10 protein-coding genes and 2 pseudogenes are annotated in these 14,852 nt (G+C 63.4%); 6 read left to right on the top strand and 6 right to left on the bottom strand.

Annotated features, from left to right (window positions below):
- Positions 1 to 12: 12 nt before the first annotated feature.
- Together QFZ91_RS03710 and QFZ91_RS03705 are read left to right on the top strand one after the other, a co-directional pair.
- Positions 13 to 1,179 carry a M24 family metallopeptidase gene (locus QFZ91_RS03710; RefSeq protein WP_429566282.1) on the top strand — a complete coding sequence of 389 codons (1,167 nt, stop codon included), beginning with the start codon at positions 13 to 15 and terminating at the stop codon, positions 1,177 to 1,179.
- A gap of 89 nt (positions 1,180 to 1,268) precedes the next feature.
- Positions 1,269 to 2,654: an MFS transporter gene (locus QFZ91_RS03705; protein WP_429566281.1), complete on the top strand. Its 1,386-nt coding sequence runs from the start codon at positions 1,269 to 1,271 to the stop codon at positions 2,652 to 2,654.
- A gap of 376 nt (positions 2,655 to 3,030) precedes the next feature.
- Here the strand turns inward: QFZ91_RS03705 and QFZ91_RS03700 are convergent, their stop codons facing one another.
- From QFZ91_RS03700 to QFZ91_RS03690, 3 genes are all read right to left on the bottom strand, one after another.
- Positions 3,031 to 4,755 carry a cytochrome c biogenesis protein DipZ gene (locus QFZ91_RS03700; RefSeq protein WP_429566280.1) on the bottom strand — a complete coding sequence of 575 codons (1,725 nt, stop codon included), beginning with the start codon at positions 4,753 to 4,755 and terminating at the stop codon, positions 3,031 to 3,033.
- Between the two features lie 170 nt (positions 4,756 to 4,925).
- Positions 4,926 to 5,684, bottom strand: coding sequence for an alpha/beta fold hydrolase (locus QFZ91_RS03695; RefSeq protein ID WP_429566279.1), 759 nt, complete (start codon positions 5,682 to 5,684; stop codon positions 4,926 to 4,928).
- 88 nt (positions 5,685 to 5,772) lie between these two features.
- Positions 5,773 to 6,078, bottom strand: a complete 306-nt coding sequence (locus QFZ91_RS03690; RefSeq protein ID WP_429566278.1) for a putative quinol monooxygenase — start codon at positions 6,076 to 6,078, stop codon at positions 5,773 to 5,775.
- Positions 6,079 to 6,186: 108 nt separating this feature from the next.
- On the opposite strand from QFZ91_RS03690, the pseudogene QFZ91_RS03685 reads away from it, so the two are divergent.
- Positions 6,187 to 7,144 (top strand): annotated as a pseudogene (locus tag QFZ91_RS03685) (GlxA family transcriptional regulator).
- A gap of 87 nt (positions 7,145 to 7,231) precedes the next feature.
- Here QFZ91_RS03685 and QFZ91_RS03680 read toward each other — a convergent pair.
- Entirely contained in the window at positions 7,232 to 8,701 is a 1,470-nt protein-coding gene (locus QFZ91_RS03680) for an HD domain-containing phosphohydrolase (RefSeq protein WP_429566277.1), read from the bottom strand.
- A gap of 164 nt (positions 8,702 to 8,865) precedes the next feature.
- On the opposite strand from QFZ91_RS03680, the gene QFZ91_RS03675 reads away from it, so the two are divergent.
- The 3 genes from QFZ91_RS03675 (at position 8,866) to QFZ91_RS03665 (ending at position 12,102) form a co-directional block, all read left to right on the top strand.
- Positions 8,866 to 9,645 carry an alpha/beta fold hydrolase gene (locus tag QFZ91_RS03675; protein WP_429566276.1) on the top strand — a complete coding sequence of 260 codons (780 nt, stop codon included), beginning with the start codon at positions 8,866 to 8,868 and terminating at the stop codon, positions 9,643 to 9,645.
- A gap of 1,345 nt (positions 9,646 to 10,990) precedes the next feature.
- Positions 10,991 to 11,569 (top strand): hypothetical protein, encoded by a 579-nt coding sequence (locus QFZ91_RS03670; protein WP_429566275.1) that lies wholly within the window; start codon positions 10,991 to 10,993, stop codon positions 11,567 to 11,569.
- A complete protein-coding gene (locus QFZ91_RS03665) occupies positions 11,566 to 12,102 on the top strand; it encodes a hypothetical protein (RefSeq protein WP_429566274.1) in 537 nt (178 codons plus the stop codon). The genes QFZ91_RS03670 and QFZ91_RS03665 overlap by 4 nt, the downstream gene beginning before the upstream one ends.
- Before the next feature lie 303 nt (positions 12,103 to 12,405).
- Here the strand turns inward: QFZ91_RS03665 and QFZ91_RS03660 are convergent, their stop codons facing one another.
- The gene (locus QFZ91_RS03660) at positions 12,406 to 13,638 is read right to left on the bottom strand and encodes a hypothetical protein (protein WP_429566273.1); all 1,233 of its coding nucleotides are present in this window, start codon (positions 13,636 to 13,638) and stop codon (positions 12,406 to 12,408) included.
- Between the two features lie 515 nt (positions 13,639 to 14,153).
- A pseudogene (locus QFZ91_RS03655) lies at positions 14,154 to 14,341 on the bottom strand (EthD family reductase).
- Positions 14,342 to 14,852 lie beyond the last annotated feature (511 nt).

The raw sequence follows: 14,852 nt of genomic DNA, 5'->3' as shown, positions 1-14,852 counted from the left end.
GGCGAAGAGGTAATGAACATTCGTACTGCAGACATCCCGCCGGAAGGCATCACCACCGACGAATTCCTCGGCCGCGTCGCCAAGGTCCGCAGCGCGCTCGACAAGACGGGCCTGGTCGGCCTGCTTGCATTCGGCGATTGCTGGCGTGGCGCGAACATCGGCTACTTCACCGAGTTCCGTCCGCTCGACGGCGTATCGGACATTGCCAATGCGATCCTGCTGCTGCCGGTGGACGGCGACCCCGTGCTGTTCGTGTCGGATCAATGCTTCGACTACGCGACGAGCGTGACCGCCTTCGAGGTGCGCAGTCTGCGTGAAGTCACGCAACAGGTGCAGGCCTTTTCTGCGCGGCACCGCAGCGGCACGGTCGGCCTCGCTGGCGCCGCCTATATCCCCGCTGACCTGTTGCAGCGCCTGAACGCCGGTCTCGGCGAACTGAAGCTCGAACCGACGATGGTGCTGGCCGAAATCAAGGCGATCAAGAGCGAGGCGGAGGTCGCGCTGATGCGCAAAGCCGCGGCCCTGACCGATTCGGCGATGGCCGCGATTCGCGACGCGCTCGCCGACGGCCGTCCCTACACCGAGCGCGAACTCGCTTTAATCGCCGACCGCGCGATGCTCGCGGGAGGCGCGGACCGGACCGCGTTCGATTCGATGGTGCAATCCGGTCCGCGCTCGGCGTATAACCTGGCGCGCCCCACCGACCGCATCCTGCAACCGGGCGACCTCATCATGACCGACATCGGTGCGCGTTATCGTGGGTACGTGGCCGACGGCGGACGCGGTTTTACCTACGGATCGGCGAATCCCGAGAAGATGGCGATCGTCGCGGCAGCGGCGCGCGCGGTCGAAGCGGGGCTGGCCGCCGCGCGTCCCGGCATGGCGGCCATGGAGTTGAACGCGGTGATCCAGCAGGCGCTGGTGAAGTCGAACTACGAGCAATACTCGAGCGAAGCGCGCGGCCATGGCACCGGTCACGGCACCGGCATGGACCCGGAAGAAGAAGCGCCGTGGATCGGGCCGGGCAACAGGACCGTGCTGCAGGAAAACATGGTCTTTACGCTGAAGGCGACGATCACGGTGCCGAACGTCGGCGGCCTGCGCACGGAACGTATCGTGCGGTTGACCTCGGGCGGCGTCGAAACGCTCGACCATTTCCCGATGGAACTGCACTGGTGAGCACAGTGAACTGATCGTAACGTGCGGGCGGCCCCGCGCCGCCGACACGCAGCAGTTCAAAACATAGATTCCCAGAGAAGGGAGGAGACGTGAAAACATCGCCCATTTCATCCGGCAACGCGCCGGTTATCAGCCGGTCGGCCGTCAACCGTGTGCTGGTCGCCTCGGTGGTCGGGACCGCCATCGAGTGGTACGACTTTTTTCTCTATGCCACCGCTTCGGCGCTGGTCTTCGCCAAGCTGTTCTTTCCCTCGTTCGATCCGATGGTCGGCACCATCGCGGCATTCGGAAGTTTTGCGGTCGGCTATCTCGCCCGGCCCTTCGGCGCCGTGTTTTTCGGGCACTTCGGCGATCGCATCGGACGTAAGGCGACGCTCGTCGCGACGCTGACGATCATGGGCGTCGGCACCTTCGTGATCGGCCTGCTGCCGACCTACGCCTCGATCGGCGTCTGGGCGCCGATGCTGCTGGTGGCGATGCGCTTCCTGCAAGGGCTCGGCGTCGGCGGCGAATGGGGCGGCGCGGTGCTGATGGTGGTCGAAACGGCACCGGCCAGAAAACGCGGTTTCTTCGGCGCGTTCCCGCAATTGGGCGTGCCGCTCGGATTGATGCTCTCGACCGCCGTGTTCAAAGCCGTCTCGAGTCTGCCGTCGGAGGCGTTCTATTCTTGGGGATGGCGCCTGCCGTTCCTGCTGAGCGTCGCGCTGATCGCGATCGGCCTGTTCATCCGCCTGCGCGTCATGGAGTCGCCGGTATTCGAACAGATCAAGGCGAGCCGGCAGGTCGTGAAAGCGCCGCTGATCGAATTGCTGCGCCGGCATCCGAAAGACCTCGTGCTGACGATCGGCACGCGCTTCGCGGTCGACATCACCTTCAACGTGATCAACGTGTTCGTGCTGGTGTACGGAACGACGCGGCTCGGCTTGTCGCGCGGACTGCTGCTGAACGCCATCATTGTGGGCTGCATGGTTGCGCTGTTCACGCTGCCGCTGTTCGGCAAGCTGTCGGACGCTATTGGACGCCGGACCGTCTTCATGCTCGGCGCGGTATTCGTGGCAATCTATGGATTCGCGTTCTTCCCGTTGCTCGAGACACGCAATACGACTTTGATTTTCGTGGCGTACGTCTGCGGCATCGCGTTGAGCCAGGCGTCGGTGTACGGCGTGCAATCGACGTGGTTCGCGGAACTGTTCGGGACCCGGGTGCGTTATACAGGTGCTTCGCTGCCGTATCAGATCGCCGGCATCATCACGTCGGGACCGACGCCATTGATCGCCACCTATCTGTTCGCGACGTTTGGCCAGACGTTGCCCATTTCGATCTATATCGCGGCGACAGGATTGCTGAGCCTGGTGTGCGCGTTTTTCCTCGCAGAGACTTTCAAGCGCGATCTGTCCGCGGAGCCGGGAGATGAGGCGGCCGCGGCGCCGGGCGCGCGAGCGTCCGCGCACTCGCCGCATCCTCTGGCGCGGTGAGTGCAAATCGATCCGGTTGCTGTGCCGTCCAGGACCTGGTCATTTTCGGTGCTGGAGCGGCAGCCCGGCGAGGGGGCGGGCGAACTCGCTAACGTGGGTGGAATGGAAGCCTCGTCGGCCCGTTCGCTGATTTACGCATCGCTTACCGGCCCCATGGCGCGGGCAAGCGCAAGACGTTTTGCAAGGGCTTCGTATAGAGCGCGCACGCCGAATCGCCAAGGCGCGATTTCGGTTGACGACTCCAGCGACAGAAAGCTCGCGCGAACTTCGGGCGAGCGCTTGTGGATGCTGCGAGGCGGCGAAGTTTCCGCCCTCTGGGGAGGCGGTTACAGTGTGACGGTGGGAAATCAGGCGCTTCCCGCGCCGAAGGTCGGGCTCACCCGAACGTGAACGCGTAAGCCACCACGCCACGGTCGAGAAACGTGATTTCGAAGGTGCGTTCGCTGCTGCCGTTGGCCTGCCTCACGAGCTGGTAAAGACGCTGCCCGGTGACCGTGCCGTTGCCATTCACATCGATGTCCGTGCCGCGGTCGGCGCCCGGTGCCTTGCCGTCGATCAGCACGCGAAAGCGCACGGGCTGGCCGTCGCCGCCGGGCCCCAGCACCATATGCAAGTCACGGCCACGGAAGCGATAAACAATGCGTCCGTCAGGGCTGTCAAGCCGCGCAGTTTCGTCGCCCACCAACCAGCGCCCGTCGAGCGACCACTGGTTGACCTTCAGGGTCTGGGCCGCGTGATACGTGGCAGTCGCGTCCTGCGCCACCGGCCCACCGGCGAAGTTCTGTGCGCGTGCGTAGCCCACGTAGGTTTCCGGCGAGCGATTGGCATCGCCCGAGCCAGCAGCGGCCTGCACGCCGCGCGCGATCGGTAGCACGTAGCCGTCAGGCAGATCCTTCTGGCCGGCTTCGGCGAGTAGCCGGCGGATCACGTCCTCGCTTTGCTTGTAGTCGCCCTCGCCGAAACGGTGGTGACGAATATGCCCCTGCGGGTCGATGAAGTAATGCGCAGGCCAGTACTCATTGCTGAAGGCCTTCCAGATGGCGTAATCGTTGTCGAGTGCGACAGGGTAGTTCACGCCCAGGTCCTTCACGGCGTGGGCGACGTTGCCCGGATCCTTCTCGAACGCGAACTCGGGAGCGTGCACGCCGAGCACCACCAGGCCGTAATCCTTGTACTTGTCAGCCCAGGCACGCACGTACGGCAGAGAACGGATGCAGTTGATGCAGGAGTAGGTCCAGAAGTCGACCAGCACCACCTTGCCGCGCAGTGACTGCGGCGTCAGCGGTGGGCTGTTGAGCCACTGGGTGGCGCCATCGAGCGCCGGCAAATCGCCTTCCACCGGCAGCGTATCGCCGGCCTTCACGGCGATCTGCACGAGAGGCGCAGGACGCGCCGCGTCGATCAGCTTCTGTTCGATGCCGCCCATGCTGGCCAGCGACACGCGTGTCAGCAGCCCGGTATCCAGCCCCAGCGCGATGGTGGCCACACCCGCCAGTACCAGCACGCCAAGGGCGCGGCGCACCCATTCGCCCGCGCCCAGCGAGCGCTTCATCAAGCCGAAGACGCGTCCGCCAATCAGCAGCGCCAGCGCGAGCGAAGTCGCCGCGCCCGCCGCGTAAGTGAGGAGCAACAACGTTGTCTGCACGCTGGCGCCTTTGAGGGCCGCACCGGTGAGCAACAGGCCCAGGATCGGGCCCGCGCAGGGCGCCCATAACAGCCCCGTCGCCACGCCCAACGCAGCCGCCGAGAGTACCGAATCGTCCTCGCTGCCGGTGCGCTCGGTGAGCTGGTTGCCAAGCACCACGAACGGACGGGTGATCCATGCGGCGACGCGCTCCGAGAGCAAGGTCAGGCCAAGCACGGCGAGCACTGCGAGGGCGACAAAGCGGCCATACTGGTTGGCGCGGACGGCCCAGCCGCCGCCGACCGCGGCCAGCGTGGCGACCACGGCAAAGGTCAGCGCCATGCCCACTAGCATCGGCAGTCCATTGCGCGCGAACGGGCGATCTGCTCGCGAAAATACGAAAGGTAGCACCGGCAGGATGCACGGACTCAGGATTGTCAATGCACCGCCGAGGTAGGCAAGGATCAGTAATAGCATGGTGAGGACATCCGTGACGGGTTGTGGTCATGTGCCGAACTGAGTGGCACGCACCTGCGATTGACGCGTTTTGAGAACCATCGTGGCTATCTGTGATGGGGCGCACCGACTGGCGACGTTGTCGGCCGTCGGCGCAAACCTGACAGGTACCCCATCGAGACGATCACCGGTCAGTTCGTCGACTTCGCCGCAGCCTCAATCACTCGCGCGACCGTGGCTGGCTGAGAGACAAAGACAGCGTGGCTTGCGCTCACCTCGGTCACCTTGGCACCCGAGCGCTCATACATCCAGCGCTGAAGCTGAGGGCTCACCATGTGATCCTGTGTAGTCAGGATGGCGTAGCTGGGCTTGCTTCGCCATGCCGCCACGGAGACCGGCGCGCCTAATGCTTTCTCGGCGAGTTGGTCCTGCGAGTCCGCCAGGAATTGCGCGTCCGAGGGCGAAACGTCGGCTGCGAAGTTCTCACGAAACTTCGCAGGCGGGAGGAAGAAATACTTATCCGGCGTCGCTCGCATCGCATCGTTGGGCGCGGCGAACTTTTGCAAAAGCTGACCGCTGGCTTCGCCGGCATCGGGTTGCAGTGCGGCCACATAGACGAGCGAGCTGACCTTCGGGTCCGCACCTGCCTCCGTGATTACGGAGCCGCCGTAGCTGTGACCGACCAGCACCACCGGGCCCTGCTGCTGATCAATGACGCGCCTGGCCGCATCGACGTCCTCGGCGAGGCCCGTGAGCGGTTCTTGCACGATCGCCACATGGTAACCATCCTTGACCAGGAGGTCGTGGACGGCCCGCCAGCCGGAACCATCCACCAGTGCGCCGTGGACAATGACGACATCTTTCGAGGCCGCCTTCGCCTCGGCGTGCGCCATCGTGGTGCCAAGGGCAATCAGGGCGGCAATGGCCAGTTTGTTTTGCAGTGCAGACATTTAAAGCTCCAAGGTTGTACCTAAGTGCCGTCGTTTCGCGCAATCGCGCTTGACGGACGAGGATTGATCGGTGATGGCTAACCGCGAATCACTGCAGCCTGTTCTTCATAGCCAGAACGTCGATCGGTTCGACCGACGGAGGGCTCGCAAGCATCTCGTCGACCCGAGCCATCAGGGCGCCGGCCATGCTCCCGTGCAGGTGTGCGTGGCGATCCTCTTCGCTCGCAAAGGCGTCGAAGACGCCGAACGTCGTAGGTGACAGTCTGAGGGCGAACCAGATCGGTGTGGTCGCCTCCCGATTCGTGAGTTCCAGGCCAGCGTCGAGGAAGTCTGCGACCGCCTGCTCCTTGCCCGGCTTGGCTTCAAGTCGTACGAATAGCGCTTTCTTGATCATCTTTGCTCTCCAGTTCCGCGTGATCCATTCACCCGGTGAGCCAAACTTTACAAATGGAGCGCCTCGGAGAATACTGTCTCAATCGACAATTTTGGTATCAATCCCGCCATGCGAATATATGTCCTCGCGCTCGAGGGGGTGTTCGACACCGGCCTCACCACGGTGCTCGACGCCTTGACGACGGCCAACGAACTCGCGCGCGACGGGGATGGCAACACCGGGCTTCGATATCACCGTTGTAGGGATGCGGCCAGAGGTGCGCACCGCGCTTGGGCTGCAGGTTCCCGTCCGCGATATGAGAGATGCGCCCGCCCCGGACTGGGTCGTCGTACCCGCGCTCAACAGGACGACGACGGACCTGCTCGTGCCTTCGCTCGGCCGGGCCGACGTGATCGAAGCGCTAGCTGCATTGCGCTCGTGGCACCATGCCGGCGCCCGTATCGGAGCTGCCTGCACGGGTACCTTCGTGCTGGCCGAAAGCGGCTTGCTCGACGGGGGCGAAGCCACCACCACCTGGTGGCTCTCGCCGGTGTTCCGGCAACGTTACCCGCACGTTCACCTGGATGTGCATCGCATCGTCGTTCCCAGCGGCGACACAGTGACGGCAGGGGCCGCCCTGAGCCATCTCGACCTGGCGCTCTGGCTGATCCGCAACAACAGCCCGGAGCTTGCGGCGTTGGTGGGCAAGTACCTCGTATTCGATTCGCGACCCTCGCAGTCGGCCTTTGCGATCTCCGATCACCTGGCCCATTCGGACCCGCTCGTCGAGCGTTTCGACCGCTGGGTGCGCGAACACCTCGACACGGCCATCGCCCTTGACGACGTCGCGGACGCATTGGCGACGTCCACGCGAACGTTGACGCGGCGTCTGAATGAAGTGCTCGGTAAAACGCCCGTCGAGTACATACAGGATCTGCGGGTCGAGCGCGCCGTTCATTTGCTGAAAACGAGCAAGGACAGCGTGGATCGCATCGCCGAGCAGGTCGGCTACGCAGACGGCGTCACATTGCGGACGCTACTTCGGCGGCGGATAGGTAAGGGGGTCCGTGAGTTGCGGGCGTCGTGAGTCTTATCGACTATTGGAGTATGCGGTGGCCGTGGGCGCGCCAGTACCACCAGCCTTTAGGAAATGGCTGATCGGCCGCCAGCCCGCTCACAGCAGCCCCATGGTCGAGCCCTTCAGTGTCGCCGCAGCGCGCGTGGAGCAGCCGAGCTTGCGAAACATGCTTTCGACATGGGTGCGCACCGTGCTCGGACTCAGCGCCAGTTCGCGCGCGATCTCCTTGTTGCTCGCACCGAGGCTGATCGCACGTAGCACGTCCGTTTCACGCGCCGACAGACTCGCCGCCTGCTGCCGCGAGCGGGTGGCGCCACGTGACGTAGGCCTGGAAACGATCAACGCGTCGACGACATCGCTATCGAATCGTCCTTGGTCCGCTTCCGCGCGTAACACCTTCTCTCCTTCGTCCGCCGGCATGGCGTCGCGCCAGGGCCGCAGGGAGCGCAGGGCGACCCACGCCACTGACGCGGCGAGAATACGCGCCTCGAGGGTCAACGCTTCGCCGCTCACGCCTCGAAAATACCCTGAGCCGTCGAGCCGTTCGTATGCGTACGATGCAAGCTCGGCGACCTGCGCGAGCGCCCCGGTCTGCTTGCCCGCGCGCGCGGTCCAATACGGGACGAGCCGTACCTTTTCCCACGCGGATGCGGATAGACGTCCCGCCGATTGCCACAGCGCATTGGGCACTGCCGCGCGCCCTATGCCGTGAATCAGGCCTGCGCAGTAGAGGCGGTCCTGTGCCGCTGCGTCGAGCGCGAGCCGTTCGCAGCACGTGGCGGCCGTCGCCGCGACTGCGCGCGAGAACCCCGTCATCCACGGCAGCTTGAGATCGATGACGTCGGCGATGAGTTCGGCCGACGTCGTCTGGCGCATCTGCGGCGTCATCAGCTCGTTGTCGGCCCGAGCCGCTTCGGTATGCTCCAGAGCATCCAGCCATTGCGACGCCTGCCCGATGACGATCATCGCCAAACGCTGCGGATAGCGCGCGTTGGCCTGGTGGGCGATCGATTTGAGCGCACGCTCGAGTCCGTAGACACGGCTGAATATTTCCAGGTCGCCTGCCAGCCACACCACGAATACGGCATCCGGCACCGCAGCGCCGGCCAACCGGTCTGGCATGCCGCTGCCGTCCCACTTCTCGAAGATGTGCCGCAGGGTGGCCTCGGTCTCACGCTCGAGTCCCATGATCCGCGCGACTTCGCTGGACACCTCGCAATGGATCTGAGTCAGGGGCGTCAGAGCGACACTCACCCCGCCGAGCGCTTCAAGCGGTCCTGCCCAGTCGGGTCGCAGCGCCAGCATGGCCTCTCGCCCCGCGACATCGTCGCCGAGCACATCGGTGAATCCCGACGCATTCGCGGTGCAACCGGACCAGCGCAACAGCGAAGCCTCCACCGCCGCGGTGCGGCTGGATTCGTCGAGACCGGACGCGTGGGCCAGCCGGGCCGCGAGCCACGCCGTGCGCGACGAGTGGTCGGTCGGCTGGCCCATGCTGAGGTCACCGATAAAGGCAAGCGCCTTGACCGCGTCGAAAACACGAATTGCGAAACCGTCGTCGTTCATCCCTGGCGATGCCCCCTCGGACTCGGGCCTAAATGGCGTCCATCCCTGATGGGCACGATGCCCACCGCCGGCTTGCGGCGGGGTCGGTCATTTGACCGATACCGTCCGGACAGGCTGCTCGCGATACTGGTGGCTCACTCTACACCCTTGAGGAACAGCCCATCATGAACCGTCATTTGAAGAGATATCTCGCTTCGGCGCTATTGCTCGGGAGCGCATTCTCGTTGAACGCCGCCCATGCCGCTCCGCCGCAGGATATGAAAGGAACGAGTGTCGTCCTGGTTCACGGAGCTTTCGCTGACGGATCGAGTTGGGACAAGGTGATTCCGTTGCTCGAAGCGCGCGGTCTTCATGTGGTCGCGGTTCAGAACCCGCTCAGCTCGCTTGCGGATGACACGGCAGTCACCCAGCGCGCAATCGACCAGCAGACCGGTCCGGTCGTGCTCGTCGGCCATTCGTGGGGCGGCGCCGTAATCACCCAGGCCGGCAACGACGACAAGGTCAAAGCACTCGTGTACGTCGCCGCTCTCGTCCCGGATAGCGGCGAATCGGTCAACGACTTGTTCAAAGGCAAGCCGGCGACGCCCGGGGCGGGCGAGTTCAAGAAAGACTCCGCGAATTTCCTGACGTTGTCCACCAAAGGCGTGGTGAACGATTTCGCCCAGGATCTGCCGCCGGCGCAAGCGCGCATCCTCGCCGCGACCCAGGGCCCCTGGTTCGCGGGCGCCCTGGACGACAAGGTGGGCACTGCAGCGTGGCACACGAAGCCGTCATGGTACCTGGTCGCCAACCAGGATCGGATGATCGATCCGCACGCCGAGGAAGCGATGGCCAAACAGATCGGCGCAACGACGACGCATGTCAACTCGAGTCACGTCCCGATGTTGAGCCAGCCGAAGGCGGTTGCCGACGCGATCATCGCAGCGGCAAGCAAAGTCCGCTAACAGCGGCGGCGAACATGCAGCCGTGGGGGTTGCGCAACCATGCACAGCAGATCCTCCTGGCCATCGCAAAGGATTTGCGAACTCCGCGGAGCCGGGAAGCGCAGTTTCGCGCGCACCGCCGCGGCCACGAGCGAAATCATTGCGACCCGCGATAGAACGCTGGAAGGTTTCGGCGCTGACGCGCTCATCAAGGTTGACGGCCGCGACGCCGCGAGGCTTCGCCGGTCTCAGCATGTCCACCTCTGCGTCGAACCGGGCGAGCACGTCGTAGCCGTGGCCCCGACGTTCCGTCGCCCCGACGTTCCGTCGCCAGAGCCACCCGCACATCAAATGGGTACCAGTGACAGTGACTGAGCCTTTACCGGCAGTGCCGGCAAGCCCATCGCCGGGCACTGCGACGGGCGGCCATCATGGTGGCATTTTCGAGAGATTAAGACACGCCCCCTTGCGGCGCTTCATTCATGTGAACGGCCGATGCTGGGCTTGAGATATCCTCTTTTGAGTGAGCCATGAAACATCTAAGTAAGACGTTTTTCGCTTCGGTTCTCGTGGTGGCGGATGTCACGGGTAGTGGCGTCGGTGCGGCGGGCAGTAGCCCTTCGACGCGATCTTCCAAGCGCAAGGCCAATGGTCTGAATATGGGTACCCGTGACGGCGCGAACAGCGACGTCAACAGACCACGGAACGGCCCAAGGCAAGACGGCCAGTAGCCAGCCGGTTGCACGCGGCGTCATTCGCCGCGGCCGTGATTGTCGTTACGCACTGCAGCATCGAGTGCGGCATCGCTCTGTGCTTCACCATCACGGATAGCTGCCGATCTATACCTGCTAGCGCACGCCCAAAGCCTGCCGAACGCAGACAGGCGAGCCCACCGTCTTACAGTCGTCGTACGAGGCTCTCAGTTCGCCGTTGACGCGCGAGCCGGTAGTCGCGATCAGCAGCTGCGCATGATGAAGATCGGTGTTGAATGCCGAAGTGGCAGCACCCGAGGATGGCGAGAGGCAACTTTAGCGACGCCGTTCAATGCCCTGTGCAAGAGCGGTGCGGCGCGCACGGAAGCTGACGAAAAGCCGGACTCCGTTCGCATTATCGTTTCCGTGGTCGGTACTCGATAGTTCAGTCTCGGCGCCTGGCGGCCGTAGGGCGCAGATCACTCTGAGATTTGGAACGTCGTATGCTCAGATGTCTCCGTCGGCGGTGGCACACTGCGCTTGCGCTTCGAAAGCCTCAAGTGCATGGATCAATTTTCTGTCGTGGACCCGATCCTTGATGAGCACCGTTGCACCGCAGACTGTTACGCGCGAAGCGCGTGATCGACGGCACCGGTAGAGCAGAGACGGTAGACATGCAAAAGAACATGGTGTGGGCCGACAACGCGAAGTCCGTTGTCGCAGCCAAACGCCCCCACGTAACAGCGCTGATCGCGCTGGCGCTGGCGGTGTCGTCCGCATTGAGCGGCTGTAGCTCGTTGTACTCGGAAGGCGCGGTCGCGGGCGCCGGTATCGCGGGTGCCGCGGTCGCGGGCAAGGTCACCAGCAATGCGGCGGTCGCGACCGGTATCGGTCTTGGCGCGGTCGCCGCCGCGCGCGCCGGCGTGCAGTACTCGGAGCGCGTGGTCCACACGAATACGCAGAACAGCATCGCGCAGGCGGCTGGTCCGCTCGAGGTCGGCGCGGTCGCTCCCTGGAGCATTACCCACTCTTTCCCGATCGAAGACGACGAGCACGGCCGCGTGACCGTCAGCCGCCTGATCAGCACCGGCGCGCTCGATTGCAAGGAAATCGTCTTTTCCGTCGATCAGAACGCAACGCACGACAAGCCCGCTAGCAGCGCGTTTTACATCGCGTCGGTTTGCCGCGACGGTAAGGACTGGCGTTGGGCATCGGCCGAACCCGCCACCGAGCGCTGGGGTGCGCTGCAATGATATTGCGTTCGCTTGGCGTTCCGATGGGTGATCGGCTGCGGCTCATCGCGGCCGGCGCCCTATGCGTCGGCGCGAGCCTGCTGGCGAGCGGCTGCGCGTCGATCGGCGCCGCGAGCGGCGCGGCGGCGGGTGTCGCTTCGGGCATCGTGACCAGCAATCCGGCCGTCGCGCTCGGCGTCGGCGTGGCGGTGCAGGCCGCCACCGACGAAGCGGTCGCGCGCTACATGCGCAGCATGCACAAGGATCAGCAGGATCTGATGGCGGCGCTGGTCGGGACGATGGCGGTCGGCGAAACGAAACCGTGGTCGGTCAAGCACACGTTGCCGATCGAAAACGGTCACGGCCAGGTGCGCGTGACGCGCGCGGTCAACTCGGCGCTCGCGCTGTGCAAAGACTTCGTGTTCTCGGTGCAGGACGGCGACGGCCCGAACGCGTCCGAGAGGTGGTTCACGGCGAGCGCGTGCCAGCAGGACAAGGGCTGGAAGTGGGCGACGGCCGAGCCGGCGGTCGCACGCTGGGGCAACCTGCAATAAAAAAAGCGGCGAGTGTTTCTCGTTGCTTCTTGCCTCCGTCATTAACGACGGAAGGCCCCATCGTAAGCAGTTCCTGGAGGACGCAGTCCACCTTGCGCGCGCAGGGCAGCCCCCGATGACCACGATGCAGTCCTGATGGGGCTGCATCGTTGAGCACAGCCCCGCGTGATAGATCGCACGCTAGCAGGAGTGATTTAACGTCGCTCTGTACATCGCAGAAGCGGCGGCGCCTTCTAATCAATGGTCACGCTAGAGCACACGGGTCGACAGCTCCCGCAAAGCCGAAGCGGGTGTGGATCGACGCTACCTTGCGGCGAACACCGAGACCCCGCCATTGACGAATCCATTTGCGGCGCAACTCGGGCATCCTGCTGGCGATGTCGCCGAAGAGTAGGGAACGAAAATCAGCCCTGTCGCCGGGTCGACTGCAACAGAATGCGCATTGTTACCAGTGTTCAGGCGAGTGACAACGCTGCGGGAACCGGCGTCGACAATGGTTAGTACCGGCGTACACGGCGATGCGGCCGAGCAGGCGCCATTCGTCGAGGCATTGCCGGAAGAAGTCCAACGGCTTGCCGCGTTGTAGTAGCGATTGGTGGACACATCGTATTCAAGCTGATCACCTCCACCCGCGTTGAGGGACGCCAGGAGCGCGCCGTTTGAACGATCGATAATCTGCATGAGCAACGGCGCGCCAGTCGTCCCTTCTCGGCAACCGACCGCAATATCGTTCCCAGGCCCGAGCGCCAACCCAGTAGGATCGCAGTTACCTTCCCCATACATCGCGACGCCCGCAAGGGTTGTATAGTTCTGCGTGCCGCCGTTTGGTATTGCGCGAACAGATACTCCCGGCAGTTTTACGAGTTCACCATGAGGATTCGTCGTGCTGCCGTCCACGTTCACGTAGAAGTTGTCGCTCGTGGCGTCGTACCGGCAGGCTTCGAGTCCGGCAGTGGGTTTACCCGCGTTGTCAGTGAATGTGACCTTTGCCACGACGGTCTGAGTTGCCGTGTTGATGAATGTCGCGAAGGGCGGGTTCTCTTCCGGACTCGAGATCATGAAGATGCCATGGGTCGAATCGAGACAACCTTCATCTGCGCGCACGCCGGTTGTGCTGACCACTATCTTGCTTATCACTGCCCCTGCTGCAGGGTCGACGATCTTCACAGAATTCACGTCCCCCGCATAGATCAGGCTGCCGACAGGCGTCGCGCCGTCCGGACCGGCCTGCGAATTTGGACCGGGTCCAAGTCCCGTAAACGCGAGCGGACCGCTCCCCTGGATTGCCTTGACGAACGACTTCGACGGAATGTCGATCTGATCCAGCGAAGCGTTATTTCTGTCGGTAAAAAAGTAATGGCTACCGGAAACGACGCCGATATCAAAGGAAAAGTTGACGCCGGCCTTGATGTTCGGCACGGCAATGTCCGATACATAATGCGGCCCGCTTGTAAGGTTGTCCCCGCCGCCACAGCCCGCAATAACGACCGCCACCGACGCAACCGCCATTGCATTTGCCCAAATGTACCTTCGCATCGCCCACCTCCTCTGATCGTTGAAATATGTCGAGCTTCGTCAATGCGTCCGCAACAGTGGAATCCGCCGCTACAGCATACGCTTTCCATTAAGTAGTCGTCCGTATCGTATTCACCAGGTATCAAACGTGATTTGCTTCAGTTTTTCATAAGGTTTCCGTGGAGCGTTGCCGCTGCCGCTGCCCTGAACGAGGCGACTCCGCAAATGCAGAGCGGAACTTTTAGCCATTCAATGTCGCGAAGTTCGCCATACCACCATGCTCGGGCTTCGCGCCAAAACCAGCTGACAAAAGGGCCCGTCGCGACGAGATGCAATCGGTTAGCACCGGTTTGCACGCCTCCATGAAAGCGCGTTCACTTGCGAGCCGTGAACACGTCGCTCAGCCAACTGTAGACTGATCAGACGCGCGCCGTGCGGCGGGCCGCGATAGTCGAGTGTGAGGCATCAGGGCTGATGCTCCTTCTTCACGCGTGGTTGCATGCAGCAAACCGCGGCGCTGGAAGCGCGAGGCAGGACTACGCTTCTTTTGTGTCAAAGATCAGAAGATCTACACCTGCCTGCGCGAAGTTGCCGAGATCTGCCGCAGTCGCCTGGCCTTTCAGACCCGGTAGTGTCTTCGCCAGTGGCACATGGTCGACGCGTAGTAGTCATCGAACGCCTTGGCATCCGTTTGCTTCTTGTAAAGTGCGGCAAGCTGGGCCATGATTTCGCCTCCTGAAGCCGACCTTGAAAGGGTGGTTTCTTCTCCAGCCGGCGCGGATCCGTAACACCGTCTGCGGTTGAGCCGATGGGCAGCTCGTTGAGTCTATGACACCTCCGCGAGAGTTCAAGCCCGTTCGGAGTGCTGCGCTCACGCAGTGCGCGAGCGCGTCCCACGCGAGCGGCGGCAACGCAACACCACATTCCCCCTCATACTCGACGACAACTTAATTGCTGGCAACGATGATTGCCCCCGCCGTGCACATGAAGGCGGTCACAGACGGCGAGTTCGAGCGCGTCGTTGTCGACGCCACCGCGCGTATCGAGCGGGAAGGTGCCTCACGGCAGACCTGGTACGGTCCCATGTCGAGATGGAAGTGTGTCCGATGCAGCGCGCGCCATAGCGACGGGGAACCGACCAGGGAAACCCATCAGGGACAGCGGCGAAGCCGCAACCAAAGTCCGAATGTACGGTTGCAATCTACCTTCGAGTCATCACGAATTGAATGCTTGGC

Origin of the sequence: Paraburkholderia sp. JPY419 (genome assembly GCF_050435705.1) — a bacterium.
GTDB classification, from domain to species: domain Bacteria; phylum Pseudomonadota; class Gammaproteobacteria; order Burkholderiales; family Burkholderiaceae; genus Paraburkholderia; species Paraburkholderia youngii.
This window is presented reverse-complemented; position numbering and strand designations above follow the sequence as displayed.